This is a genomic window from Pseudomonas sp. OV226 (assembly GCF_003148705.1).
GTDB lineage: Bacteria > Pseudomonadota > Gammaproteobacteria > Pseudomonadales > Pseudomonadaceae > Aquipseudomonas.
The window spans coordinates 263,854-289,540 of the sequence record NZ_QGGS01000005.1; the positions used below are offsets into that span (position 1 = coordinate 263,854).

Below are 25,687 nucleotides of genomic sequence, written 5' to 3' on the forward strand. Positions count from 1 at the left end.
CCTGTGAATACCTCATGACCAGTCCAACCCCCTGCTACCACTGCGCCCTGCCCGTCCCGGCCGGCAGCCGCTTTACCGCTGCGGTCCTGGGTGAAACCCGTGAGTTCTGCTGCCCGGGTTGCCAGGCCGTGGCCGAGGCCATTGTGGCCGGTGGGCTGGAAAGCTATTACCAGCATCGCAGCGAGTCATCGGCCAACCCCGAAGCCTTGCCGGTGCAGTTGGTGGATGAACTGGCGCTGTACGACCGCGCCGACGTGCAAGCGCCGTTCGTGCGCCACGACGGCGAACTCGCCGAGACCACGTTGTTGATGGAAGGCATCAGTTGCGCCGCGTGCGGATGGTTGATCGAGAAACACCTGCGCAGCTTGCCGGCCGTGGCCGAAGCACGCTTGAACCTGTCCAACCATCGCTTGCACGTACGCTGGGCTGACGCACAATTACCGTTGAGCCAGATGCTCAGCGAATTGCGCCACATCGGTTATGCCGCCCATCCGTATCAAGCCGACCGCGCCAGCGAACAATTGGCCAGTGAAAATCGCCTGGCCTTGCGTCAGCTCGGTGTCGCCGGGCTGCTGTGGTTCCAGGCAATGATGGCAACCATGGCCACCTGGCCGGAATTCAACATCGACCTAAGCCCCGAACTGCATACCATCCTGCGCTGGGTCGCGCTATTTCTGACCACCCCCATTGTGTTTTACAGCTGCGCGCCGTTTTTCAAAGGCGCCATGCGCGACCTGCGCACCCGCCACCTGACCATGGACGTTTCGGTGTCATTGGCGATTGGCAGCGCCTACCTCGCCGGAATCTGGACCTCGATCACCGGCGTCGGCGAGCTGTATTTCGATGCCGTGGGAATGTTTGCACTGTTCCTGCTCGCCGGCCGCTATCTGGAGCGCCGAGCCAGAGAGCGCACCGCCGCCGCCACCGCACAACTGGTCAATCTGCTGCCCGCTTCCTGCCTGCGCCTGGGCGCGGATGGCCAGAGCGAGCGTATCCTGCTCAGCGAATTGCGCGTGGGCGATCAGGTGCTGGTGCACCCTGGCGCGATTCTGCCGGCTGACGGCAAGATCCTCGACGGCCATTCGAGCATCGATGAATCGCTGCTGACCGGCGAATACCTGCCGCAACCGCGCACGCCGGGCGATGCAGTGACCGCCGGCACACTGAACGTTGAAGGCGCGTTGACGGTGAAAGTTTTGGCACTGGGCCACGACACGCGCCTCTCCGCCATTGTCCGTCTGCTGGACCGGGCGCAGGCGGAAAAACCGCGCCTGGCGGAAATCGCCGACCGCGCCGCCCAGTGGTTTTTGCTGCTGTCGTTGATTGCCGCCGCCGCCATTGGCCTGTTGTGGTGGGAGCTCGATTCATCCCGGGCCTTCTGGATTGTGCTGGCGATGCTCGTCGCCACCTGCCCCTGCGCCTTGTCGCTGGCAACCCCGACGGCACTGACCGCGGCCACCGGCACGTTGCACAAACTCGGCCTGCTGCTAACCCGCGGCCATGTTCTGGAAGGCCTGAACCAGATCGACACGGTGATCTTCGACAAGACCGGGACCCTGACTGAAGGGCGCCTCGCTTTACGTTCAATCCGCCCGCTGGGCGTGCTCGACAGCGACCAGTGCCTGAGCCTCGCCGCTGCACTGGAAAACCGCTCCGAACACCCGATCGCCCGTGCGTTCGGCCGTGCGCCACTGGCCGCCGAAGAAGTCCACAGTACGCCGGGGCTGGGTCTTGAAGGCATGGTCGGCGTACAACGATTGCGCATTGGCCAACCAGGTTTTGTCTGCGAACTCAGTGGTGCAGCCGTGCCATCGATGCCCGATGAAGCGGGTCAATGGCTGCTGCTCGGCGACAGTCAGGGCCCCCTGGCATGGTTTGTCCTCGACGACCGTCTGCGCGCCGATGCCCCAGCGTTGCTGCAAGCCTGCAAGGCGCGTGGCTGGCGCACCTTGTTGCTGTCCGGCGACAGCTCGCCGATGGTCGCCAGCGTCGCCGCCGAACTGGGCATCGACGAGGCCCGAGGCGGTTTACGTCCGGACGATAAATTGCAGGTCTTGCAACAATTGCACAAGGAAGGCCGCAAGGTGTTGATGCTCGGTGACGGGGTCAACGACGTGCCGGTGCTGGCCGCTGCCGACATCAGCGTGGCGATGGGCTCGGCCACCGATCTGGCGAAAACCAGCGCCGATGCCGTGTTGTTGTCCAACCGCCTCGACGCGCTGGTGCAAGCCTTCAGCCTGGCCCGGCGGACACGTCGGGTGATCATCGAGAATCTGTTGTGGGCCGGGTTGTACAATGGCCTCATGTTGCCGTTCGCCGCCCTTGGCTGGATTACTCCGGTTTGGGCCGCCGTCGGCATGTCGATCAGTTCGCTGACCGTGGTGCTGAACGCCCTGCGCCTGACTCGCCTGCCGAGTGCGCCTGCTGCCCACACCACGCCAGAAACCCGCCCGTTGCCGGCCTGAGCCGCGCGGGCATGGAGTCCACCCATGCCAGCTCTTTACGTGATGATCCCGGCCGCGCTACTGATCGTGGCCATCGCCGTGTACATCTTCTTCTGGGCAGTCGACAGCGGTCAGTACGACGACCTCGACGGGCCGGCCCACAGCATTCTGTTTGACGACCAGGATCCGGCACACAAGGCGGCGGTCGACGAAGCCAGCGGCCATCCGGCCAAACCCGACGACAAGGCGCCGCCTCATGCTTGAATTGGCGCCCCTGCTGGTGTCTGCGGTAATTCTCGGCTTGCTCGGGGGCGGCCATTGCCTGGGGATGTGCGGCGGCTTGATGGGCGCGCTCACCCTGGCGATTCCCAAGGAGCAACGTAGCCGGCGCTTTCGACTGCTGCTGGCCTACAACCTGGGACGAATTCTCAGCTATGCAACGGCCGGGATGCTGATCGGCCTGGCAGGCTGGGCCGTGGCGAACAGTCCGGCGGCGATGTTTATGCGGGTAATTGCCGGCTTGCTGCTGATTGCCATGGGCTTGTACCTGGCGGGTTGGTGGAGCGGCCTGACCCGCATCGAAAGCCTGGGTCGCGGCCTGTGGCGGCATATCCAGCCGATTGCCAACAAATTGTTGCCGGTGTCGAGCCTGCCCCGCGCCTTGCTGCTGGGCGCGCTCTGGGGCTGGCTGCCGTGCGGGTTGGTTTACAGCACATTGCTGTGGTCGGCGAGCCAGGGCAATGCGCTGGACAGTGCGTTGTTGATGCTCGCGTTCGGCCTGGGCACCTGGCCGGTGCTGCTGGCCACGGGCCTGGCGGCTGAGCGGGTGACGGCGCTGTTACGCAAACGCAGCGTGCGCATGGCCGGCGGGTTACTGGTGATCCTGTTCGGCATCTGGACCTTGCCGGGGCCACATCAACATTGGCTCATGGGCCACTAGTTCGCAGTCCTGTAGCAGCTGCCGAGCCCGCGAGGCTGCGTTCGGCGGCGAAGCCGTCGTGAAATCAGGCAGCGCGGTCTTTCAGGAGGATCTGGGGCTCAGGGTTTGCGACGGCTTCGCCGCCGAACGCAGCCTCGCGGGCTCGGCAGCTGCTACAAGCCCATGCTCACCGTTGATGCAAATCAAGATGCCCCATCGCCGCACCCCCTAGACTCGCTGCCACTGCCAGCCTATCCGGGGGAATGCCCGCATGATGCTCGACGCCATTCGTTGGGACACCGATTTGATCCGCCGCTATGACCTGGCGGGACCGCGCTACACTTCCTATCCGACCGCTGTGCAATTCAATGGTCAGGTCGGCACGTTCGACCTGCTCCATGCGCTGCGCGACAGCCGTAAAACCCTGCGTCCACTGTCGCTGTACGTGCACGTGCCGTTCTGCGCGAACATTTGCTACTACTGCGCCTGCAACAAAGTCATCACCAAGGACCGCGGCCGAGCCCGACTCTACCTGCAGCGCCTTGAGCAGGAAATCCAGCTGATCGCCTGCCACCTCGACCCGACACAGAAAGTCGAACAACTGCACTTTGGCGGTGGCACCCCGACCTTTCTCAGCCACGATGAACTGCGCCAACTGATGGCGCAGTTGCGTAAAAGCTTCAACTTGCTGGACGACGATTCCGGCGACTATGGCATCGAGATCGACCCTCGCGAAGCCGACTGGTCGACTATGGGCCTGCTTCGCGAGCTGGGTTTCAACCGGGTCAGCATTGGCCTGCAAGACCTCGACCCGGCCGTGCAACGGGCCGTCAATCGCCTGCAAAGCCTGGAAGAAACCCGCGCGGTAATCGACGCAGCCCGGACTCTGCAATTTCGTTCGATCAACATCGATCTCATCTACGGCCTGCCAAGACAGACACCGGAAAACTTTGCTCGCACGGTCGATGAGGTTATCAATCTGCAACCGGATCGGCTCTCGGTGTTCAACTACGCACACCTGCCGGAACGCTTCATGGCGCAACGGCGCATCGACATTGACGAATTGCCGACACCGGCACAGAAACTGGAAACGCTGCAGCGCACCATCGAACAACTGACCGCGGCCGGTTACCGCTACATCGGCATGGACCATTTCGCCCTGCCCGACGACGAACTGGCGATTGCCCAGGAAGAATCGACTCTGCAGCGCAACTTTCAGGGCTATACCACCCACGGTCATTGCGATTTGATCGGCCTTGGGGTGTCAGCCATCAGCCAGATCGGTGATCTGTACTGCCAGAACACCAGCGACCTGGCGCAATACCAGAACACCCTGGCCACGGCTCAATTGGCCACTAGCCGCGGCCTGGTGTGTAACGCCGATGACCGGTTGCGGCGGGCGGTGATACAGCAGCTGATCTGTAATCTCAGCCTGGAGTTCGTCGACATCGAACACGACTTCAACATCGACTTCCGCGGCTACTTCGGCCAATTGTGGCCGCAACTGCAGACCATGGCCGATGATGGCTTGATCACGCTCGACAACGAACGAATCAGCGTGTTGCCGGCCGGTCGCTTGTTGGTCCGCTCGGTGTGCATGGTGTTTGATGCGTATCTGCAACACCTCAGCCACCAGCGGTTTTCCCGGGTGATCTGACTTCTTTGCCAGGGAGGCAGCGTTCAGCATTGACTCAAGGCCAGGTTGAGATGCGACAAAGTGGCACACTCTGGCCTGAATGCCCTTCCGTGGGTTACCCTTACGTCTTATGTGTGTTTTCCCACAAGGATTGAAGAAATGTCTGAGCCAGTCAAATTGCGCGCTCATAACCAGGTCCATTGCAAGGACTGCAGTCTTGCCCCCCTGTGTTTGCCGCTTTCGCTGAATCTGGACGACATGGATGCGCTGGACGAAATCGTCAAACGTGGCCGCCCGCTGAAAAAAGGCGAGTTCCTGTTTCGCCAGGGCGACGCCTTCGATTGCGTCTACGCGGTACGTTCCGGCGCCCTCAAGACCTTCAGCCTGAGCGACGGCGGTGAAGAGCAGCTCACCGGTTTCCACCTGCCGAGTGAACTGGTCGGCCTGTCCGGCATGGATACCGAAACGCACCCTGTTTCCGCGCAAGCGCTGGAAACCACCTCGGTCTGCGAAATTCCTTTCGAGCGCCTCGACGAACTGGCACTGCAACTGCCGCAATTGCGCCGCCAGTTGATGCGCGTCATGAGCCGCGAGATTCGCGACGATCAACAAATGATGCTGCTGCTGTCGAAAAAAACCGCCGATGAGCGCATTGCCACTTTCCTGGTCAACCTGTCGGCACGTTTTCGCGCCCGCGGCTTTTCGGCCAACCAGTTCCGTTTGAGCATGTCACGCAACGAAATCGGCAATTACCTTGGGCTGGCGGTCGAAACCGTGTCCCGGGTCTTTACCCGCTTCCAGCAGAACGAATTGATCGCCGCCGAAGGCAAGGAAATCCGTATTCTCGACCCGATCCAGCTCTGCGCGTTGGCCGGCGGCACCGTCGAAGGTTGACTGTAACCATTGCGGCTGAGCGAAACGGTTCAGCCGCCGTTATACTGCGACGTTTGCAGCCTGCCAGGACACCTCGATGATGGTCTTCGACTCCTTCGACATCAAATCCCTGATCCGCCCCGTGATCGACTTCCCCAAGCCGGGCGTGATCTTTCGTGACATCACCCCGTTGTTCCAGTCGCCGACGGCCCTGCGCCTGGTGATGGACAGTTTTGCCCATCGCTACGTCGAGGCCGATTTCACCCACATCGGTGCGATGGACGCGCGTGGATTCCTGATCGGCTCGGTGCTGGCGTATCAGTTGAACAAGCCACTGGTACTGTTCCGCAAGCAAGGCAAGCTGCCGGCCGATGTGCTGGCCGAAGGTTATGCGACCGAATACGGCGAAGCGTTCCTCGAAGTCCATGCCGACAGTCTGTGCGAGGGCGATTCGGTGGTGATGTTCGATGACCTGATCGCCACCGGTGGCACGTTGATTGCGGCAGCAAACCTGATTCGGCGCATGGGTGCGCGGGTGCATGAAGCGGCAGCGATCATTGATTTGCCGGAGCTGGGCGGATCGCAGCGACTGGAAGACATGGGCATTCCTACGTTCTGCCTGACGCAGTTTGCGTTGAGCGATAAGTAAACGGTGCCTGTACCGACGCCATCGCGAGCAAGCTCGGCTCCCACAGTGATCTATGTCGTATACACGATTTGTGTCCGGCGACATTCTCCTGTGGGAGCCGAGCTTGCTCGCGATGACGCCAGCCGCTACACCGCCGATTAAAGCCCCATCTGCTTACTGATGATCTCGTTCATCACTTCCCGCGTCCCGCCACCAATCGACAGAATCCGGTTATCGCGGTACAGCCGTTCCACCAGGCTTTCACGCATATAGCCCAAACCACCCAGAATCTGCACCGCATCGTTGACGATCCGGTCAGCCGTGTCGGTGGCAAAATTCTTGGCCATTGAAATTTCCTTGATCACACTCTGCCCCGCCGCCATTTTCGCCGCCTGGCGATAGGTAAATTCCCGGGACACTTCCAGCGCTGTCGCCATCTCGGCGAGGCGGTGTTTGATGACCTGGAACTTGCCGACAGGCTTACCGAAGGCTTCGCGCTGGCGGGCCCACTTCAGGCTCTCCTCCAGCGCAAGCTGCGCGGTCATGTTGGCCATCAACGCCAGCGCCAGTCGCTCACTTTGAAAGTTACCCATGATGCAGGCGAATCCCATGTTTTCGACGCCGATCAGATTAACCACGGGCACACGGCAATCGTCAAAGAACAATTCGGCGGTGTCCGACGCCCACCAGCCCATTTTCTTCAATTGACGACCGACAGAGAAACCGGGCGTGCCCTTCTCGATCAGCAACAGGCTGATACCGCCAAAACCCGGCTCGCCGGTGCGCACCGCGACGGTGTAGAAATCGGCGCGAATGCCGCTGGTGATAAAGGTCTTGCTGCCGCTGACCCGGTAAAACTCGCCGTCACGCACGGCGCGGGTTTGCAGGTTGGCGACGTCGGAACCGCCGCTGGGCTCGGTGACGGCCAGGGCACTGATCTTCTCGCCGGCCAGCACTTGCGGCACCACCCGATCACGGACTTCAGGCCTGGCCCACTTGAGGATCGGTGGCAAGCCGATGTCCAGCGAACCGAGACCGGCTACAAGCCCGCCGGAGCCACAGCGCATCAGTTCTTCGCTGGCCGCGACCTTGGCAAACAGATCACCTTCATGACTGCCGCCGAGTGCCTCGGGGTAGCCAATGCCCAGAATCCCGGCAGCACCGGCCTTGAGGTAGAGCTCACGGGGAAAGCTTTCAGCTTCCTCCCACAGATCAATGTCCGGGAGAATCTCACGCTCGACGAAACGTCTGACGCTGTCTCGGACCAATTGGTGGCTGGGATCGAAGTATTCCTGAAAGGCAGGCATCGGCGAACTCCACTGAAGGTTCAGCGAAGTTAACCGAGCGCTTGCTTGGTTTTCAACAGGAATGTGTGGAACAGGGTGACCGAGGTAAGCCTTTCGCGAGCAGGCTCACTCCTACAGGGGCTCTGTGAATGCCACAAATCCCGTGTGGGAGCGGGCTTGCCCGCGAAGAGGCCCGTACAGGCACTAGAGGGCTATCGGCTTACGCCCGGCAAACGAATGCGCCAACGTCCCGCCATCCACCAGTTCCAGCTCGCCACCCAATGGCACGCCGTGGGCGATACGCGAGGCAATCAGGCCTTTATTACTGAGCAACTGCGCAATGTAGTGCGCCGTCGCCTCACCTTCCACCGTCGGGTTGGTGGCGAGGATGACTTCAGCAAAGGTCCCGGCCTCTTCAATCCGCGCCATCAACTGCGGAATACCAATCGCCTCAGGCCCGAGGCCATCAAGCGGCGACAAATGCCCCTTGAGCACGAAGTAGCGGCCGCGGAAGCCCGTCTGCTCCACCGCATAGACGTCCATCGGCCCTTCCACCACGCACAACAAGGTGTCGTCGCGACGGGTATCCGCGCACTGCGGGCACAGGTCATCTTCAGTCAGCGTGCGGCACAGGCGGCAATGACCCACCCCTTCCATGGCCTGGCTCAAGGCGAACGCCAGTCGCGAACCACCGCTGCGATCGCGTTCAAGCAGTTGCAGCGCCATACGCTGGGCGGTTTTCTGACCCACGCCCGGCAAAATTCGCAGGGCATCGATCAGTTGGCGAATCAAAGGGCTGAAGCTCATGGGGGAAACGTCCGACAAAACAACGAGACGCGGTTTATACCCGCGCCTCTCATTAGCGTCAAATACTCAGTCTTGCGCGACCCGCACCACCAGTTTGCCGAAGTTGCGCCCTTCCAGCAGACCGATGAACGCTTCGGGCGCCTGCTCCAGCCCGTCGACCACGTCCTCGCGGAATTTAACCTTGCCGTCGCGCACCCATGGCCCCATGGCACTGATGAATTCCGGCTGGCGGTCACCGTAGTCGTCGAACACGATGAAGCCCTGAATACGCACGCGTTTAGTCAATAGCGTGCGCTGCAACAGCGGCAGGCGATCCGGGCCTTTCGGCGCCTCGGAGGCGTTGTAACCGGCAATCAGGCCGCACAGTGGAATGCGTGCCTTGGCATTGAGTAACGGCACTACCGCGTCGAACACATGACCGCCTACGTTCTCGTAATAGATGTCGATGCCATTGGGACAGGCTTTGGCCAGTAGTTCGGCGAAATCAGCCGCCTTGTGATCGATGCAGGCATCGAAGCCCAACTCCTCGACCACGTAACGGCACTTCTCTGCACCACCGGCCACACCCACTACGCGCAGGCCCTTGATTTTCGCCACCTGCCCGACCACCGAGCCCACCGCGCCGGATGCCGCCGCGACCACCAGGGTTTCGCCGGACTTCGGCTGACCGATGTCCATCAAGCCCATATAAGCCGTCATGCCCGGCATTCCCAGTACACCGAGGGCCATCGACGGACTCGGCAATCCGGACGGCACCGGGATGATGTTGCGACCGTCACTGATGCTGTGGCTTTGCCAGCCGGTAGCGCCTACCACGATATCCCCTTCCTGGAATTTTGGATTCAACGAGCGCTCGACTCGGCTGACAGCCCCACCGGTCATGACCTCGTCGATTTCTACCGGTGCTGCGTAGGACGGCGCGTCACTCATGCGCCCGCGCATGTAAGGGTCCAACGACAAGTAGAGGGTTTTGAGCAATAACTGGCCGTCAGTGAGGTCCGGCAATGCCTCCCTTTCCAGGCGGAAATTCTCTGGCGTCGGCGCGCCGACCGGGCGGGACGCCAGGACGATACGTTGGTTGAGGGTCAATGCTTGAGGCATGTGAGCGTCTCCTTTGATCGAGAATTGGGCGGTATAGGGAAGCAGACCTTTGTGGCGGTTTAGTGTTCGATGTTTTTGATCCTGATCGTCCTGATCGTTCCCACGCTCTGCGTGGGAACGATCGGTCGGAGCTGGAACGATCAGTGTGGGCCAGAAACAAAAATGCCAGGCGCATTGCCTGGCATTTTTTTGTAGCTCATCCGACGCGCTTTAGCGAATCAGAATGGCAGCTTCATGCCCGGCGGCAATTGCATGCCAGCGGTCATGCCGGACATTTTGTCCTGGCTGTTGGCTTCGATCTTGCGCACAGCGTCGTTGACGGCGGCGGCAACGACCGCTTCCAGCATTTCCTTGTCGTCTTCGCTCAGGCCTTCGACCAGGCTTGGGTCGATGGTCACGCTCTTGACGTCATGACGACCGGTCATGACCACGGTGACCATATCGCCGCCGGCTTTACCGATGACTTCAGCATTGGCCAATTCTTCCTGCATCTTGGCCATTTTTTCCTGCATCTGCTGCGCCTGCTTCATCAGGCCGGCCATGCCACCTTTCATCATGGGAATCACCTCGAAAGTACTTGGATTAAAACAGCGCCCGGCCCATGTGACCGAACGCCTTCAGTTATTAGCCCTGACTGACCAGAGCGTCGACAGGTTCAATAGTATCGTTACGGATCACCGCACCGAACTGCTGCATCATTTGCTGGATGAACGGATCACCGTGGATCGACTCTTCGGCTTCGCGCTGACGGTTGGCACGGCGCCTGGACGCGGCCTGGGCCGGGGTTTCCTGTTCCGGCTTGATCAGTTCCATGGTCAGGGTCAGTGTGCGCCCGTGAAACTGGTTCAGTGCATCGTTGAGACGACGCTGCTGGGTCGCGTTGAACAAGGCGCTGTGGGCCGGGTCCAGGTGCATCAGCCAGTGATCGCCCTCGACGGATATCAGTGTGCAGTTGGCGGCGATGCTGCCCGTCATGCCGGAGATCGGCAGTTTCGGGAACAGCTCCAGCCATTGCAGCGCCAGGCCCGTGGCCGGCATTGCAGCGGGTTCCGGCTCCGGTTCCGGCGCGGGTTCGGCGGTATGTTCGCTCGCCAGCTCATCGAGATAACTGTAGGCCGAATCCATGTCCGGCTCGATGTAATCCTCGTCCAGCGGCGGCTCGTCGTCCAGGTCCATGCCCGGCGTGGCGGCATCGACTTGGGCCACGGAAGGTTCCGGGATGGGCGCAGCGGCCCATTCCTGCGCATCCGGCACCACGCCGTCCGGCGTCGGCAACGGCATCGGTGGCAAATCCGGCTGCTCGCCAGTAGTTTCCAGAACTGGCTCGACGGCCGGTTGCTGGACAACTTCAGGCTCGACCGGATCATTCCACGGCAGGTCGACGACGGCTTCGACCGCCACCGGCGCAACGACTGGCTCGGGCACCACAACGGGTGCAACCGGCTCAGGCACGGGTGCTGGAGCGGGCGCAACAACGGCCGCGACTGGCGCAGGCGAAGGCATAACAGGTGCTACTGCCGCAGCGACTACCGGCGCAACAACCGGCGCGGCAGCCACTGAATTTGCGGAATCAACTGTGGCCTGGCTGATCCCCACTGGCTTTAGCGGTTGCCTCGGGGCGTCGGCGGTGTCTGCCGGGCGGAAGGCGAGCATGCGCAGCAAGACCATTTCGAAGCCGCCACGCGGGTCGGGGGCCAGCGGCAAATCGCGACGGCCGATCAGGCCCATCTGGTAGTAAAACTGTACGTCTTCGGCCGGCAATGCCTGGGCCAGCGCCAGCACCCGGTCACGGTCGCCGTGACCGTTGTCGACACCTTCAGGCAAGGCCTGGGCGATGGCAACACGGTGCAGCACGTTGAGAATTTCCGAGAGCACGCCGTTCCAGTCCGGGCCTTGTTCAGCCAAATGACGGACACCTTCGAGCAACGCCTTGGCGTCACCTTCGATCAACGCATGCAAAACGTCGTAGACCTGGCCGTGATCCAGCGTGCCGAGCATCGCCCGCACGTCGGCGGCCATGACCTTGCCTTCACCAAAGGCAATGGCCTGGTCGGTGAGGCTCATGGCATCGCGCATCGAGCCATCGGCGGCACGGCCCAGCAACCACAGTGCATCATCTTCGAACGGCACGTTCTCGACACCCAGCACGTGGGTCAAATGCTCGACCACACGTTCCGGCGTCATGTTCTTCAGGGAGAATTGCAGGCACCGCGACAGAATGGTTGCAGGAAGTTTCTGCGGATCGGTCGTCGCCAGGATGAACTTGACATAGGGCGGCGGCTCTTCGAGGGTTTTCAACAGCGCATTAAAGGAATGGCTGGAGAGCATGTGCACTTCGTCGATCAGGTAGACCTTGAAGCGCCCGCGGCTTGGGGCGTATTGCACGTTGTCGAGCAGTTCGCGGGTGTCTTCGACCTTGGTCCGGCTCGCGGCGTCGATCTCGATCAGGTCGACAAAGCGCCCCTCATCGATTTCGCGGCACACCGAGCACTCGCCACACGGTGTCGACGTGATACCTGTTTCACAGTTCAGGCATTTGGCGATGATGCGTGCGATGGTGGTCTTGCCGACCCCCCGCGTACCGGTAAACAAGTAGGCGTGGTGCAGCCGCTGGCTGTCCAAGGCATTGATCAGAGCCTTGAGCACATGGGTCTGGCCGACCATTTCGCGGAACGAGCGCGGACGCCATTTACGTGCAAGAACCTGATAACTCATCGAAAACCGTCGCAACTAAGGAACAGAAGCGGCTAATGCTAGCGGAGCAAGGCCAAAATTGCATCCGGTGTGCTCGTCTAATCTGGCTAAGCTGCGCGTTTGGGTCTTTAATCGGCTCGGGTTTCAGTTGTACCGGAGCGTTTATGCGTTGTGCCTTGGGGGCATTGCTGTGGATAAGTCTGAACGTCGCCGCCGCCGAAACGCCGCTGCGTTTTGTCATCCCCGACAGTTGGGCCATGCCAATGGTGCAACTGGATCACGGCCGCCCGACCCAGGGCATCCTGTATGACGTGATGCTCAGCCTCGCCACCCAGGTCGGGGTACCCGCCGAGTTTCATGTAATGCCTCGGGCACGTGTACAAGGCGCCATGGAGCATGGCGACGTTGATATCCGCTGCTACGCCGCGCAGTCCTGGCTTCCGAATCAGTCCGGCGACTACATCTGGAGCATTCCGCTGTGGTTTCAACGCGACGTGCTGACCAGCCAGCAAGACCCTCCCGCCTCCGTGCTGCCTGCAAATTTGTCACGCCAACCCATCGGCACAGTGCTGGGCTATACCTATCCGACGCTGCAACCATTGTTTGATGCCGATCGCCTGCACCGCGAAGACGCGCGCAATCAGGAACAAGTGCTGGAAAAACTCAACGCCGGGCGCTATCGCTATGCCGTGAGCAATCAATGGACACTGGATTGGTTCAATCAGCGCCTGCTGCCCGAGCGGCAGCTCAAAGCAGTGGCCGTGGTGCAGGAACAACGTGTCGGTTGCTACATACGCAATGACCCCAAGGTGCCGGTGCAACGAATTCTTCGCACCTTGTTGCGAATGAAAATGTCGGGGGAAATCGATGACTACATTCGTCTGTATATTGGCACCCCCGCAAGCCTGTAGCAGCTGGCGAAGCCTGCGTCCGACTGCGCAGTAGTCGTAAATCCTGTATCCACGGTACATCTGGAAAACTGCGTCGCCTGATTTTACGACTGCTGCGCAGTCGGACGCAGGCTTCGCCAGCTGCTACAGGGACGTCACCAGCCGCCATTGCGCCGGCGCAACAAACGTCGCGACCCAGCCAGGCACCTCTTCGGCTGGCATGGGTCGGGCGATGAAATACCCTTGGGCGATCTCGCAGCCCATTTGCAACAGCAATTCACCGTGCTCAACGCTTTCCACCCCCTCGGCGATCACTCGTCGGCCAAACGCCCGGGCCAGCCCGATCACGGCAGTGGTCAGCGCCAGATCATCGCGGTCATCAAGCATGTCGCGAATGAACGACTTGTCGATCTTGATCGTTTGCGTGCGCAAACGCTTGATGTAGCTCAGCGACGAATAACCAGTGCCAAAGTCACCCAGTGAAAACTGCACCCCCAGCGCCTGACAGGCCTGCAAACATGCCGTGACATGATGAATGTTCTCAACGGCGACTGACTCGACGACTTCCAGGTCAAGCATCTGCGGGGGAACGTGGGCATGCCTTGCCAGCACCTGTTTGAGCCGCTCAACAAAATCCGCTCGCTGAAAATGCCGTGCCGCGACATTGACGCTGATCGGCCAGCTCTGCCCCATCTGCTGCCAGCGATGCAGCTGCAACAGGACCTGATCCATCACCCATTCGCCGATGTCGATGATCAGGTCCGTCTCTTCTACCGGCGGCAGGAAATCCCTGGCCCGCAGCATGCCGTTTTGTGGATGGTCCCAACGCAACAGCGCCTCGAAACCGACCACCTCGCCCAACCGCATGTTGACCTTGGGCTGGAAATGCAGGCGCAACTCACCGGCCGTCAGCGCCTGACGCATGCGCTGGACAGTCTGGTGAGTTGCCTTGATCTCACGATCCCGGGACACATCAAACAGATGAAAACGGTTGCGTCCACGCTGCTTCGCCACGTACATGGCCTGATCGGCATGACGCAACAGGGTTTCGGCGTTTTCGTTATCGAGGGGAAACAGCGTGACACCAATGCTGGCGAACACATGGATGTCCTTGCCGTGCAGCGAGTACGGCGCCGAAACCGCCCCCAGCACCCGGTTCAACGCCGCACGCAATTGCGGTAGATCGCGAATATGACGCAGCACCAGCACAAACTCGTCGCCGGCCAATCGCGCCACCACATCCTCGCCGCGCACGATGTCGCGCAAACGCCGGGCCACCTCGACCAGCAACACATCGCCGCTGGCATGACCGTAGCCATCGTTGACCGCCTTAAAACCGTCGAGATCAAGCATGCACACCGCCAACGGGATGTCTTCCTGTCGGGACATCGCCAGTGCCTGATCCAAAAGGTCCGAGAGATACGCTCGATTGGGCAATCCGGTCAGCGCGTCATGCCCTACCCGCCATTGCAAGACGTGCAGCAACTCGCGCTTTTCACTGATGTCGAACCGAATCGACAGGTATCGATCGACCCGTCCGGTGGCATCGTCGAGCACCGGCACCATGGTGCTGTCGACCCAGTAAAGGCTGCCGTCCTTGGCGCGATTGCAGATTTCCCCCTTCCACACACCGCCCAACGCAATGGTGCGCCACATGGCAGAAAAGAAATCGGTGGGATGTTGGCCGGAATTGAGGAGACGATGATTCTGGCCGATCAGCTCTTCACGGCTATAGCCAGACACGTCACAGAATTGGTCATTGACGTAGGTGATCCGGCCTTCCAGATCCGTCTCGGAAAAAATGGCGGCGGCATCCACGGCCCTTCGGTATTTATCATCCATGAATCAGGCTCGTTGTCGCTGGCGGAGGGGTGGCGCAAACACGTTTCATCCCGAGACCCGTAGGCGATGGTTCCCGCAGAACCGCAGATCAATCAGGCGAAAAACCTCGTGCAAGTCTGACGAGGGAGCGCAATGCTGACAGCTTCACATCGCCCAATCTCCGGAATGGCGTCACCCAATGCCGCTCAAGGGTGGCAATTCTACGAAACGCATCACATTTTGCAAGACAAGGTGATGAAACATGCTGTTGTCTAATGTAAAAATCTATCGTTAAGTTCTTGATTCTAAATTGGAATTGAGCAATGCAAATTTCAAGTTTGGGTCCAGCCATCCGACGCTACCGCAAGGTCGCGGGGCTTACTCAGGCTGAACTCGGTGAAAAGACCGGCTTTGACCCCAAAACCATCAGCCGCTTTGAAACGGGCACCTATACCCCCAGCGTGGAAGCGTTGTTCCTGCTTGCCGACGTGCTGGGTGTGAAGCTGGCCGCTTTTTTCGCAGACCTGGGCGATGAAGATGAGCAGCGGGCGTATCTGTTCGGCGTCATACACAAAGCCACCCCGAAGGAACTGGGAAAGCTGATTGCAGCGGTTGACCAGGCCTTGTCCAAGCCTTAGTGCATAAATGACAAAAGGAGGCCGACTTGTCTGATGCGACAGGTCGGCCTCCTTTTTTATTGTGCGCTCCGAAAATCGGAAACGACGAAACACCGCCCTGGACGTGATCCATGGCAGAGAAGACAAATAAGTATTTTCAAACCGATAACGCGAGAGAGGGCTCGCGTGGCGTTAAGGTGGTAACCCCACCAGCCACACCCCGGCACACAATGTTCCCGCTGTGGCTGCTGCCTTCCGGCTCTGACCAGGTTCACGGGTAATCGTTGCGGGGGGACCGATGGGGTCACCATAACGACGCTCACCTGACGGCGAGCCGCGCCATTGTACCTATCTGAGACGAAGTTACAACCGTTGGTGCGGATTAAAAAATATGAGCCGCTTCAAGGACATGCAATGCCTCTGAAACACCGCTGTCTGTAGCAGCTGCCGAGCCCGCGAGGCTGCGTCCGGCTGCGAAGCAGACGTAAAATCAGAGGGCGCGGTTTTTCAGATAAACCACGATCACCCAACAGGCGACTGCTTCGCAGCCGGACGCAGCCTCGCGGGTTCGACAGCTGCTACAAGCGGACGTCCAATTGAGCGATCGTCATAGCTCCTGCATCACCTCATCCGCCCTGCCGCCCTCTTGCTGGATCACCAAGTGAATAAAATGCAGCTTGGCGATCACCGCCGGTGGCAACACGAACGGATAGAAATCCGGCTGCCCCATGCTGCGCGAAAGCTCATTGAGCATGCCGGCCAGTTCGATCCATGCATTGACGAACGACAGGAACGCCCCACCGCCGGGATGCTGTGGATCGTAGAGTGTGCTTAGGGGAAATGGCTGGTAATCAAGATCCATTTCCCGCGCACTCATGCCGAATCCCAGAGCGGTGTCCACCGCATCCATCATGTGCAGGTAATGCGCCCAGGTTTCCGCCCAGTCTTCCCAAGGGTGCATGGTCGCGTAAGCACTGACACACTGTTGCTGCCAGTCCTGCGGCGCACCTTGCTGGTAATGCCGCTCCAGCGCCGCTGCGTAACTGGCGCGCTCGTCCCCGAACAGCCCGCGAAAGGGTTCCAGCCAATGGCTTTTGGCGATCAGCCGATCCCAGTAATAATGCCCGACTTCGTGGCGAAAATGCCCGAGCAACGTGCGATACGGCTCGTGCATTTGCACACGGACCTGCTCACGGTGGGCGTCATCGGCTTCTTTGATGTCGAGGGTGATCAGGCCATTGGCGTGACCCGTGGTCGGCAGCTTGCCTTCGAGGTCGATACCGACGAAATCAAACGCCAGACCGCTTTGCTCGTCGACCGTTTTGGCAGTTACCTGCAAACCCAAGTCGAGCAACTGCGCGACCAGGCGCCTCTTGGCCGTTTCCACCTTGCGCCAGCGTTCGTGGTTTTCGGTAATCGACAGGTCCGGGATGGTGTGATTCAGGCTGCAAGCAATGCATAGCGCATCGTGGTCGTTGGCCGGGAGCAGCCAATTACATGCGGCCGCGGAGTCGAGATTGGCGCAGCGGCGAAACACACCGGCTTGCGGGTCGGCGTCGACCAGCCAGGTATCCGCCTGTAAACCCGGTTGCAGCGACGACAGACGCCCCTGCTCGGGCTGATAACCGAGCGCCGCCGAACAAGCCAGGCACTGGCTGTTGCGAAAGAACAGCGACTGCCCGCATCGACACTGCCAGACCTTGCTGTTGCGCGCGCTTTCACCCATGAAAGGCGCGGCGATACGCGAGCTGAGCTGTTCAAAGAAGCGGTACATGGCGATCTCTCCCTGGGGCTTGCCAAGACTAGATCATTGTCGCGCGAAGATCGTTCCCACGTTCTGCGTGGGAATGTCGCCCCGGACGCTCCGCGTCCGCTGTGACGCAAAGCGTCACGGGATGCGCTACCACGCGGAGCGTGGGAACGATCGACTAAACAGAAATACCGTATTGTTTCAGGAATTCGACAAACGCTTCTTCATCCAGCACTTTCAAACCCAACTCATTGGCCTTGGCCAGCTTCGAACCGGCGCCCGGCCCGGCCACCACGCAGTGGGTCTTGGCCGACACCGAGCCCGCCACCTTGGCACCGAGGCTTTCAAGTTTGTCCTTGGCGATGTCGCGACTCATCAACTCCAGCGAACCGGTCAGCACCCAGGTCTGCCCAGCCAGTGGCAAGCCTTCGACGACTTTCTTCTCGCTCAGCCAGTGCATGCCGAAATCGCGCAACTGCTGCTCGGCCGCCTGCGCAAGCTGGCGATTGTCTTCAACGGCAAAAAACTCGCGAACTGAATTGGCCTGCTTCTCTGGCAGCGCCTGACGCATGTCCAGCCAGTCAGCGCTCATCACCGTTTCCAGCGACCCAAACTTGTCCGCCAGCTTCTGTGCCCCGCCCGGCCCCACCGACGGAATGTGCAACTTGTCGAGGAAGCCGCCCAGCGTGGTACTCGCGGCAAACTCAGCACCGAGCTCGCCCTGATCCTGAATCTGCAGGCCGTGCTTGAGCAGTTCCGCGATCACCTGCTGGTTGTGCGCATCTTCAAAGAAACTGTGGATCTCATACGCCACTTCCAGGCCGACATCCGGCAAGTACGTGAGCACTTGCGGCAACGCCTGCTGAACCCGCTCCAGCGAACCGAGAGAGCGCGCCAGCACCTTGGCCGTCTCCTCACCGACATCAGGAATCCCGAGTGCATAGATAAAGCGCGCCAGGCTCGGCTTCTTGCTGTCCTCGATGGCGCTCAGCAGTTTGTTGCTCGACAGTTCGGCAAAACCTTCCAGGTCGACGATGTCGTCGAACTTCAGGGCATACAGATCGGCTGGCGAACTGACCAGGCCTTCGTCGACCAGTTGCTCGACGCTCTTGTCACCCAGGCCTTCGATGTCCATCGCGCGACGGGAAACGAAGTGAATGATCGCCTGCTTGAGCTGCGCCCCGCAGGCCAGACGACCGACGCAACGGTACACCGCGCCTTCGCTGACGGTCTCGCGACCTTTACTGCGCTTGACCAATTGCGTGCGCTCGACGTGTGAGCCGCACACCGGGCACTGTTCGGGAATCTGCACCGGCCGGGCATTTTCCGGACGGCGCTCGAGCACCACTTGCACCACTTGGGGAATCACATCTCCGGCGCGACGGATGATCACCGTGTCGCCGATCATCAGGCCCAAACGCGCGACTTCGTCCATGTTGTGCAGCGTCGCATTGGCCACGGTGACGCCGGCCACCTTGACCGGTTTCAAGCGCGCCACCGGCGTGACAGCGCCGGTACGACCGACCTGAAATTCCACGTCGAGCAACTCGGTGAGTTCTTCCATGGCCGGGAATTTGTGCGCGATCGCCCAGCGCGGCTCGCGAGCGCGGAAGCCCAGCTCACGCTGCGAGGCGATGCTGTTGACCTTGAACACCACGCCGTCGATCTCATACGCCAGGGCGTTGCGGCGCTCGCCGATGTCGCGGTAGTAATCCAGGCATTCGTCGATGCCGTGCGCCAGTTTCAGCTCGTGGCTGATCGGCATGCCCCACACCTGGAGTTGCTTGAGATTGCCGATGTGCGTGTCGGCGATGTCCGCCGAAATCTGGCCGATGCCGTAGCAGCAGAACTCCAGCGGGCGGTTGGCGGTGATCTTGGAATCCAGCTGGCGCAAGCTACCGGCGGCGGCGTTACGCGGGTTAGCGAAGGTCTTGCCGCCGACTTCCAGCTGCGTGGCATTGAGCCGTTCGAAACCGGCCTTGGACATGAACACTTCGCCGCGCACTTCCAGGGTCGCTGGCCAGCCAGTGCCGTGCAGCTTGAGCGGAATGTTGCGCACGGTGCGCACGTTGATGCTGATGTCTTCGCCAGTGGTGCCGTCACCGCGCGTCGCGCCGCGTACCAGCACGCCGTCCTGATACAGCAAGCTGACCGCCAGGCCATCGAGCTTCGGCTCGCAGCTGTATTCCACCGCCGCGCCGCCACCAAACAGATCGCCGACCGGTAGATCCAGGCCTTCTGTCACCCGGCGATCGAACTCGCGCATGTCGGTTTCTTCGAAGGCGTTGCCAAGGCTGAGCATCGGTACTTCGTGACGCACTTGCGTGAACGCAGACAACGCGGCGCTGCCCACGCGCTGGGTCGGCGAATCGCTGGTGATCAGTTCGGGATGGTCCGCTTCAAGGGCTTTGAGCTCGTGGAACAAGCGGTCGTATTCAGCGTCCGGAATACTGGGCTCGTCCAGCACGTGGTAACGGTAATTGTGCTGATCCAGCTCAGCGCGCAGCTCTAGAATGCGGTTTTTGGCGGCGATCATGGGTGTTCTCTCATAAAGCAAAAGAGCAGCCGAGGCTGCTCAATCTGTTAAATCATTGTAGGAACACGGCTTGCCGGCGATGGCGTCTTTGAGATCGCCATCGCGAGCAAGCTCGGCTCCTACAGGGTACGGGAGACGCGGCGCAGTCCCCCATACGTTGTCAATTTCAACGCTTCTGGGTCAGGGCGCGACGCTCGAATTCAACGATGCGCTGACGGTAGTGCTCAATCGTCTGGGCGGTCAGCACACTGCGCTGGTCGTCTTTCAGTTCGCCGTTCAGTTCCTGGGACAGTTTGCGCGCCGCGGCCACCATCACATCGAAGGCCTGCTTGGGATGACGCGGGCCTGGCAGACCGAGGAAGAAGCTCACCGCGGGGGTGCTGAAATGATCGATGTCATCCAGATCAAAGACGCCCGGCTTGACCGCATTGGCCATTGAGAACAGCACCTCGCCATTGCCGGCCATGCTTTCGTGACGGTGGAAGATGTCCATTTCACCGAAACGCAAACCGCTTTCCAGAATGTTCTGCAGCAGCGCCGGGCCTTTGAAACCGGCAGCGTCACGGCAAATTACGCTGATCACCAACACTTCTTCCGCTTGCGGCTGATCTTTTTCGCTGACCGCTGGCGAGGCCTTGGTGTCATCCGGGAAATCGTCGTCACGGCTGCTGAAGCTCGGGCCGCCGTCCAGATCCAGGCTGAGGTTCATGTCGCCTTGCGACGGCTCGCCATGGCCGCGCTTGCCACGCTTGGAACCCGATTCGCGGGGCTCACGGGCAGGCATGCTCACCGACGGCAGATCGTGCTCGTCCAGTTGTGGTTCTTTGTGGTTGTCCAGCACGCGCGGCGGGCCCAACAGCTCGGCGCTGGTGTCCTCGTCCGGCAGATTGGACAAACTTCGGTCAAGACGGAATTTCAGTTTTCCCTTGCCACCGCGCATACGGCGCCAGCCATCAAAAAGAATACCGGCAATGACAATAATGCCGATGACGATCAGCCACTCGCGCAGACCGATTTCCATGTAATCCCGTGCCTCTATAAAAAATGCTGAAAAATAAGGGGTTTACAACCTGTAAACCGCTTTAAAACGTGGCGCCAACTCTATGTTCTGACAGGCGTTTTGCCCACGTATACGAAAAATTGACATTAAACTAGCACGACCAAAGGCAACTTTACACCGTCTGTCACAGTGGCTTTAGCGAATATGTCGATTGGCCAGCAAGTCAGGGCAAGTAAAAACATCCTACAGCCTTGTAATACCTGCCCTACAGACGCCAACTCAGGCATCCACCATCGCCATCGCCTCCTCGACATCCACCGCCACCAGACGTGAGCAACCCGGTTCATGCATCGTCACACCCATCAGTTGTTCAGCCATTTCCATGGCGATCTTGTTGTGGGTGATGTAGATGAACTGCACCGTCTGTGACATTTCCTTTACCAGCCGTGCGTAGCGTCCAACGTTAGCGTCATCCAGTGGTGCGTCAACTTCATCGAGCATGCAGAACGGCGCCGGGTTCAACTTGAAGATCGCAAAAACCAGAGCCAATGCCGTCAGCGCTTTTTCGCCACCGGAGAGCAAATGGATGGTGCTGTTCTTCTTCCCTGGCGGCTGCGCCATGATCGTTACCCCTGTATCGAGTAGATCTTCGCCCGTCAGTTCCAAATACGCGCGACCTCCACCGAAAACTTTTGGGAAAAGCGCCTGTAAACCGCCATTGATCTGATCAAAGGTATCTTTGAAGCGGTTACGGGTTTCCTTGTCGATCTTGCGAATCACGTTCTCGAGCGTGTCCAGCGCCTCCACCAGATCATCGTTCTGCGCATCCAGATAACGTTTACGCTCCGATTGTTGCTGGTATTCGTCGATGGCCGCGAGGTTGATCGCACCGAGACGCGAAATACGCGCGGCAATGCGTTCGAGTTCTTCTTCGGCATCCTTCTCGTTGGCCTCGGCCGTCAGCGTGGCGAGCACACCGTGAAGGTCGTAGCCGTCTTCCAGCAACTGCTCTTCAAGGGCCTTGCGGCGCACGGTCAGGGCTTGCCATTCCATGCGCTGGCCTTCCATTTGCCCGCGAATCAATTGCGATTGCTGCTCGGCCTGATTACGCCGCTTTTCGGCATCGCGCAGTTCGCGGTCGGTGTCTTCCAGGGCGATCTGCGCGGTCTTGAGTTCTTCGTCGACGGTCATGCGCTTGTCGAGCAACTCTTCCAGTTTCAACCGCAACTCTTCCAGGGGCGCCTCGCCCTCTTCCAGGTTCAGGTTGAGTTGTTCGCGTTTTTCGGTCAGGCGCTCGGATTGCATTTCCAGGCGCTCCAGCGCCTGACGCGTCGAGTCGTGTTGCGCCTTGAGCGAACCGAGGCGCACGGCCAATTGATGCGCGTGATCCTTGTGCTGCCGGGCTTCCTGACGCACCCGATCCAGTCGCTCGCGCAGGCTGTCGCGCTGGGCCAGCAGCAACTCGCGCTGTTCGGTGTCCAGCGCCATGGCGTCAAGGGCTTCCTGCAATTGCAGGCGCGCCTCACCGATATTCTCGTGCTCCAGCGCACGCTGCTCACTCAGCTCGGCCAGCTCTTCGTCCAGACGTGTGCGCCGCAACGTCAGTTGTTCGACCTTGGCTTTGCCGGCAGACAGTTGCGCTTTCAATTCGCCTTGCTGACGCGCTTCGTCTTGCAGCAGACGACGCAAATGCTCGCGCCCGTTTTCCTGCTGACGCTGTTGCGCCCGCAGATTTTGAAGTTGGGTTTCCAGTGTTTCGACCGTGGCTTCGCGTTCTTCGCGTTCCTCGGTCAGGCGCTGGATTTCCTGCCCTCGCGCCAGCACACCGCTTTCCGCTTCGCTGGCCCGGCGTACGCGTAAAAAGTGTCGGCCGACCCAGTAGCCATCACGGCTGATCAGGCTCTGCCCGGCGCTCAATTGACCGCGCAGTGCCAGTGCCTGTTCGAGGCTATCGACCGGTTTGACCTGCCCCAGCCACGGCGACAAATCAATTCGCGCCTCGACCTTGTCGAGCAAACTGCCCGGTACGCGCACGCCGTCGGTGGCCGGGCTGAGCAAGCGCAAATCGCCTTGGGCGAAACCCGCCAGATCGAAGTCGCCAAAGTCGTCCACCAGCACGGCTTGCAGGTCGGCGCCCAGCACGGTTTCCACCGCCAGCTCCCAACCTGCTTCTACCTTAAGGCCTTCGGCCAAGCGCGGGCGATCCGCCAGGTGCTGTTCGCGCAACCATTCGGCGGTGCCGGTGCCCGGATCGAGCGCGGCCTGCTGCAAGGCTTCAAGGGAGGCCAGTCGACCGTTGAGGCGCTGCAAATCGCCTTGAGCCTGTTGCTGATTGTGCAGGGCCAATTGCAACTCTTGACGCAGTTGCTCAAGGCGTTCGACCTGAGCCTCTTCACTGGCCTGCAAATCTTCAAGCGTGGCTTCACTGGCCGCCAGCTGCTCGCTGAGCTCCATGATCGCCGCATCTTCCGGGTCCGCCGAGAGCAACGCACGCTCTTCGCCCAGCCGCTTCTGGCGGTCGGCCAAACGCTCCAGGCTGGTTTCCAGCTGCTGGATGCGTGACTGCTGCACTTCGGATTGGCGACGCGGCTCGGCGGCAGTGAGGTTGAACGTGTCCCACTGCTCCTGCCAGCCGTGCATGGTGGTTTCAGATTCTTCCAGCGCGGCGGCGGCCTCTTCGGCGGCGGCGCTGGTGACTTCCTGTTCCGGGGCGAGCAGGTCGAGCTCTTCGCCCAGGGTCAGCAGCAGCGTGCGGTCGTGGCCCAGGTGAGATTCGGTTTCCAGACGCGCGCGCTCGGCCTCCTTCAAATCGTCTTGCAGCTGACGCAGACGCTGTTGGCCGTGCTGGATGCTCTGCTCGACCCGGGCGATATCGCCGCCGACCGAATAGAAACGTCCCTGCACCAGATTGAAGCGTTCAGACAGGTCATGGTGCCCGTCGCGAAAGCGTTCGATGCTCGCATCGGCATTGCGTTGCTCGGCGACCAATGCTTCGAAGGTAACTTCCTGGTTGCCGATCACCGCTTCACGCTGACCGACCTGCTCGTTCAGCGCCTGCCAGCGCAAGGCTGACAACTGGGCCTTGAGCTGACGCTCTTCGCCTTTGTATTCCTGATACTTCTTCGCGGCCTCGGCCTGGCGGTGCAGGCGTTCGAGCTGTCGCTCCAGCTCTTCGCGCAGGTCAGTCAGGCGTGCGAGGTTTTCGTGAGTGCGACGGATGCGGTTTTCAGTTTCGCGCCGGCGCTCCTTGTACTTGGAGATGCCTGCCGCTTCTTCAATAAAGTTGCGCAGGTCTTCGGGCTTGGATTCGATCAGCTTGGAGATCATCCCCTGCTCGATAATCGAATAGCTGCGCGGGCCCAGGCCGGTGCCGAGGAAGATGTCGGTGATGTCGCGACGCCGGCATTTGGTGCCGTTGAGGTAATAGGTGGTCTGGCTGTCGCGCGTCACTTTGCGGCGAATGGAAATTTCCGCATAGGCGGCGTATTCGCCGAGCAGGGTGCCGTCGGAGTTATCGAACACCAGTTCGATACTCGCCTGGCTCACCGGTTTGCGGCTGGTCGAACCGTTGAAGATGACGTCGGTCATCGACTCGCCGCGCAAGTTCTTCGCCGAACTCTCGCCCATCACCCAGCGTACGGCGTCGATGATGTTGGACTTGCCGCAACCGTTCGGCCCGACGACTGCCGCCATGTTACTGGGGAAGTTCACCGTGGTTGGATCGACGAAGGATTTGAACCCCGCCAGCTTGATGCACTTGAGCCGCACGCTTAGGCGTCCGTCAGGGCAGAGATCACCAGATCGCAACTGCGCTGGCCGTAAGCGGTCAGCACTTCACGGATCTGCGCAAAATCGCGGGCAATCACGGCTGCGAGCAAGCGCTCGAACAGTTCCAGATACTCGCTCATCGACGCCTTGCGCTGATCCAGGGCAAGGAAGTAAGCACGGCTCATGGCTGGCTGCAGATTCTCGACGGTTTCCTGCAGATACGGATTGTTGGCAAATGGATACGTGGCGCGCATCACGCTGAAACTGTCGTCGACGAAGGTGTGGATGTCCTGGCGTTCGTAACTGGCAGCCAAACGCTGCTGTATTTGCACGAACGGCGCCAGGTCGGCCTGGACTTTCCAGCCACTGGCCACGGCATTGGCGAGCAGGATGTACATCTCGCCCATCAGCGTGCACAGGCTCTGCACCTTGTGCGGGGTGAGCTCGGTCACATGGGCGCCACGTCGCGGCAGGATCGCGATCAAGTGACGGCGCTCAAGGATCAGCAAGGCTTCGCGGACCGAACCGCGGCTGACATTGAGAGCCAGCGTGACCTTCTGTTCCTGAATGCGCTCCCCGGGCTTCATTTCGCCGCGAATGATGCGTTCGGCGAGGTGGTGAGCAATTTGCTCGGCGAGGCTGTCCGGCGCCTTGAACGTCATGGTTGTCCTTCAAACTCATCGATCTGCACAAGCGGCGCAGTGTAGCGCACTTGATAGGTCATGGCGCAGGGCCCACTCGGCGGTTTTGGCACGATTCAAGCAAAAAGCAGGCAAGTGCGCGAGGGTCAATAATGAATAAATGAGGTGTTAACCGACAAAATGCTTTTTCCTGACCTTTAAGTCAGAAAAACATTGACCGAAAAGTCAGACCTGCTAAATTCGGTTCAAGTGGGTTAACAACAATAATGAGTCTGC

19 protein-coding genes and 1 other RNA gene are annotated in these 25,687 nt (G+C 60.2%); 8 read left to right on the forward strand and 12 right to left on the reverse strand.

What is annotated here, in order from left to right; all coding sequences use genetic code 11:
* The first annotated feature begins 14 nt into the window (after positions 1-14).
* The 6 genes from C7534_RS12490 (at position 15) to C7534_RS12520 (ending at position 6,521) form a co-directional block, all read left to right on the forward strand.
* Complete coding sequence (locus tag C7534_RS12490) at positions 15-2,465, forward strand: heavy metal translocating P-type ATPase (protein WP_109785952.1); 2,451 nt, start codon at positions 15-17, stop codon at positions 2,463-2,465.
* A gap of 24 nt (positions 2,466-2,489) precedes the next feature.
* Positions 2,490-2,708 carry a cbb3-type cytochrome oxidase assembly protein CcoS gene (gene ccoS, locus C7534_RS12495; protein WP_027921715.1) on the forward strand — a complete coding sequence of 73 codons (219 nt, stop codon included), beginning with the start codon at positions 2,490-2,492 and terminating at the stop codon, positions 2,706-2,708.
* The gene (locus tag C7534_RS12500) at positions 2,701-3,384 is read left to right on the forward strand and encodes a sulfite exporter TauE/SafE family protein (protein WP_109785953.1); all 684 of its coding nucleotides are present in this window, start codon (positions 2,701-2,703) and stop codon (positions 3,382-3,384) included. Before ccoS ends, C7534_RS12500 begins: the two co-directional genes overlap by 8 nt.
* Before the next feature lie 253 nt (positions 3,385-3,637).
* On the forward strand, positions 3,638-5,020 hold the full coding sequence (hemN, locus tag C7534_RS12510) for an oxygen-independent coproporphyrinogen III oxidase (RefSeq protein WP_046027149.1): 1,383 nt from the start codon (positions 3,638-3,640) through the stop codon (positions 5,018-5,020).
* Positions 5,021-5,158: 138 nt separating this feature from the next.
* On the forward strand, positions 5,159-5,893 hold the full coding sequence (fnr, locus tag C7534_RS12515; protein WP_046027020.1) for a fumarate/nitrate reduction transcriptional regulator Fnr: 735 nt from the start codon (positions 5,159-5,161) through the stop codon (positions 5,891-5,893).
* A 79-nt stretch (positions 5,894-5,972) separates the two neighbouring features.
* Positions 5,973-6,521, forward strand: a complete 549-nt coding sequence (locus C7534_RS12520; RefSeq protein ID WP_008057870.1) for an adenine phosphoribosyltransferase — start codon at positions 5,973-5,975, stop codon at positions 6,519-6,521.
* 137 nt (positions 6,522-6,658) lie between these two features.
* Here the strand turns inward: C7534_RS12520 and C7534_RS12525 are convergent, their stop codons facing one another.
* The 5 genes from C7534_RS12525 to dnaX form a co-directional block, all read right to left on the reverse strand.
* Positions 6,659-7,807 carry an acyl-CoA dehydrogenase family protein gene (locus C7534_RS12525; protein ID WP_109785955.1) on the reverse strand — a complete coding sequence of 383 codons (1,149 nt, stop codon included), beginning with the start codon at positions 7,805-7,807 and terminating at the stop codon, positions 6,659-6,661.
* A 183-nt stretch (positions 7,808-7,990) separates the two neighbouring features.
* Complete coding sequence (gene recR, locus C7534_RS12530; protein WP_109785956.1) at positions 7,991-8,593, reverse strand: recombination mediator RecR; 603 nt, start codon at positions 8,591-8,593, stop codon at positions 7,991-7,993.
* A 66-nt stretch (positions 8,594-8,659) separates the two neighbouring features.
* Positions 8,660-9,694: an NADP-dependent oxidoreductase gene (locus tag C7534_RS12535; protein WP_109785957.1), complete on the reverse strand. Its 1,035-nt coding sequence runs from the start codon at positions 9,692-9,694 to the stop codon at positions 8,660-8,662.
* Between the two features lie 218 nt (positions 9,695-9,912).
* Positions 9,913-10,251, reverse strand: coding sequence for a YbaB/EbfC family nucleoid-associated protein (locus C7534_RS12540; RefSeq protein WP_027921723.1), 339 nt, complete (start codon positions 10,249-10,251; stop codon positions 9,913-9,915).
* 67 nt (positions 10,252-10,318) lie between these two features.
* Positions 10,319-12,409 carry a DNA polymerase III subunit gamma/tau gene (gene dnaX, locus C7534_RS12545; RefSeq protein ID WP_109785958.1) on the reverse strand — a complete coding sequence of 697 codons (2,091 nt, stop codon included), beginning with the start codon at positions 12,407-12,409 and terminating at the stop codon, positions 10,319-10,321.
* A gap of 143 nt (positions 12,410-12,552) precedes the next feature.
* Between dnaX and C7534_RS12550 the strand changes: the two genes are divergently transcribed.
* A complete protein-coding gene (locus C7534_RS12550) occupies positions 12,553-13,299 on the forward strand; it encodes a substrate-binding periplasmic protein (RefSeq protein WP_046027025.1) in 747 nt (248 codons plus the stop codon).
* 123 nt (positions 13,300-13,422) lie between these two features.
* Here the strand turns inward: C7534_RS12550 and C7534_RS12555 are convergent, their stop codons facing one another.
* The gene (locus C7534_RS12555; RefSeq protein ID WP_109785959.1) at positions 13,423-15,120 is read right to left on the reverse strand and encodes a putative bifunctional diguanylate cyclase/phosphodiesterase; all 1,698 of its coding nucleotides are present in this window, start codon (positions 15,118-15,120) and stop codon (positions 13,423-13,425) included.
* Positions 15,121-15,422: 302 nt separating this feature from the next.
* On the opposite strand from C7534_RS12555, the gene C7534_RS12560 reads away from it, so the two are divergent.
* On the forward strand, positions 15,423-15,737 hold the full coding sequence (locus tag C7534_RS12560; protein ID WP_046027027.1) for a helix-turn-helix domain-containing protein: 315 nt from the start codon (positions 15,423-15,425) through the stop codon (positions 15,735-15,737).
* A 183-nt stretch (positions 15,738-15,920) separates the two neighbouring features.
* Here C7534_RS12560 and ffs read toward each other — a convergent pair.
* The 6 genes from ffs to C7534_RS12590 all read right to left on the reverse strand — a co-directional run bounded on the left by ffs (position 15,921) and on the right by C7534_RS12590 (position 25,432).
* Positions 15,921-16,017, reverse strand: an RNA gene (ffs, locus tag C7534_RS12565) — signal recognition particle sRNA small type.
* A 306-nt stretch (positions 16,018-16,323) separates the two neighbouring features.
* Positions 16,324-17,490: a zinc-binding metallopeptidase family protein gene (locus C7534_RS12570; protein WP_109785960.1), complete on the reverse strand. Its 1,167-nt coding sequence runs from the start codon at positions 17,488-17,490 to the stop codon at positions 16,324-16,326.
* 154 nt (positions 17,491-17,644) lie between these two features.
* On the reverse strand, positions 17,645-20,002 hold the full coding sequence (gene ligA / locus C7534_RS12575; RefSeq protein WP_109785961.1) for an NAD-dependent DNA ligase LigA: 2,358 nt from the start codon (positions 20,000-20,002) through the stop codon (positions 17,645-17,647).
* Between the two features lie 166 nt (positions 20,003-20,168).
* Positions 20,169-21,023, reverse strand: a complete 855-nt coding sequence (gene zipA, locus C7534_RS12580; RefSeq protein ID WP_077430580.1) for a cell division protein ZipA — start codon at positions 21,021-21,023, stop codon at positions 20,169-20,171.
* A gap of 258 nt (positions 21,024-21,281) precedes the next feature.
* A complete protein-coding gene (gene smc, locus C7534_RS12585) occupies positions 21,282-24,770 on the reverse strand; it encodes a chromosome segregation protein SMC (RefSeq protein ID WP_109785962.1) in 3,489 nt (1,162 codons plus the stop codon).
* A 2-nt stretch (positions 24,771-24,772) separates the two neighbouring features.
* Entirely contained in the window at positions 24,773-25,432 is a 660-nt protein-coding gene (locus C7534_RS12590; RefSeq protein WP_046027032.1) for a GntR family transcriptional regulator, read from the reverse strand.
* Positions 25,433-25,687: the final 255 nt, after the last annotated feature.

Excerpts from the sequence above, each read along its gene's own strand:
- ccoS (WP_027921715.1), top strand. The coding sequence starts at position 2,490 with ATGCCAGCTCTTTACGTGATGATCCCGGCCGCGCTACTGATCGTGGCC.
- C7534_RS12535 (WP_109785957.1), bottom strand. The coding sequence starts at position 9,694 with ATGCCTCAAGCATTGACCCTCAACCAACGTATCGTCCTGGCGTCCCGC.
- C7534_RS12500 (WP_109785953.1), top strand. The coding sequence starts at position 2,701 with ATGCTTGAATTGGCGCCCCTGCTGGTGTCTGCGGTAATTCTCGGCTTG.
- C7534_RS12555 (WP_109785959.1), bottom strand. The coding sequence starts at position 15,120 with ATGGATGATAAATACCGAAGGGCCGTGGATGCCGCCGCCATTTTTTCC.
- dnaX (WP_109785958.1), bottom strand. The coding sequence starts at position 12,409 with ATGAGTTATCAGGTTCTTGCACGTAAATGGCGTCCGCGCTCGTTCCGC.
- C7534_RS12590 (WP_046027032.1), bottom strand. The coding sequence starts at position 25,432 with ATGACGTTCAAGGCGCCGGACAGCCTCGCCGAGCAAATTGCTCACCAC.
- C7534_RS12490 (WP_109785952.1), top strand. The coding sequence starts at position 15 with ATGACCAGTCCAACCCCCTGCTACCACTGCGCCCTGCCCGTCCCGGCC.
- hemN (WP_046027149.1), top strand. The coding sequence starts at position 3,638 with ATGCTCGACGCCATTCGTTGGGACACCGATTTGATCCGCCGCTATGAC.
- C7534_RS12570 (WP_109785960.1), bottom strand. The coding sequence starts at position 17,490 with ATGTACCGCTTCTTTGAACAGCTCAGCTCGCGTATCGCCGCGCCTTTC.
- zipA (WP_077430580.1), bottom strand. The coding sequence starts at position 21,023 with ATGGAAATCGGTCTGCGCGAGTGGCTGATCGTCATCGGCATTATTGTC.
- C7534_RS12525 (WP_109785955.1), bottom strand. The coding sequence starts at position 7,807 with ATGCCTGCCTTTCAGGAATACTTCGATCCCAGCCACCAATTGGTCCGA.
- C7534_RS12560 (WP_046027027.1), top strand. The coding sequence starts at position 15,423 with ATGCAAATTTCAAGTTTGGGTCCAGCCATCCGACGCTACCGCAAGGTC.
- fnr (WP_046027020.1), top strand. The coding sequence starts at position 5,159 with ATGTCTGAGCCAGTCAAATTGCGCGCTCATAACCAGGTCCATTGCAAG.
- recR (WP_109785956.1), bottom strand. The coding sequence starts at position 8,593 with ATGAGCTTCAGCCCTTTGATTCGCCAACTGATCGATGCCCTGCGAATT.
- C7534_RS12520 (WP_008057870.1), top strand. The coding sequence starts at position 5,973 with ATGGTCTTCGACTCCTTCGACATCAAATCCCTGATCCGCCCCGTGATC.
- C7534_RS12540 (WP_027921723.1), bottom strand. The coding sequence starts at position 10,251 with ATGATGAAAGGTGGCATGGCCGGCCTGATGAAGCAGGCGCAGCAGATG.
- ligA (WP_109785961.1), bottom strand. The coding sequence starts at position 20,002 with ATGATCGCCGCCAAAAACCGCATTCTAGAGCTGCGCGCTGAGCTGGAT.
- C7534_RS12550 (WP_046027025.1), top strand. The coding sequence starts at position 12,553 with ATGCGTTGTGCCTTGGGGGCATTGCTGTGGATAAGTCTGAACGTCGCC.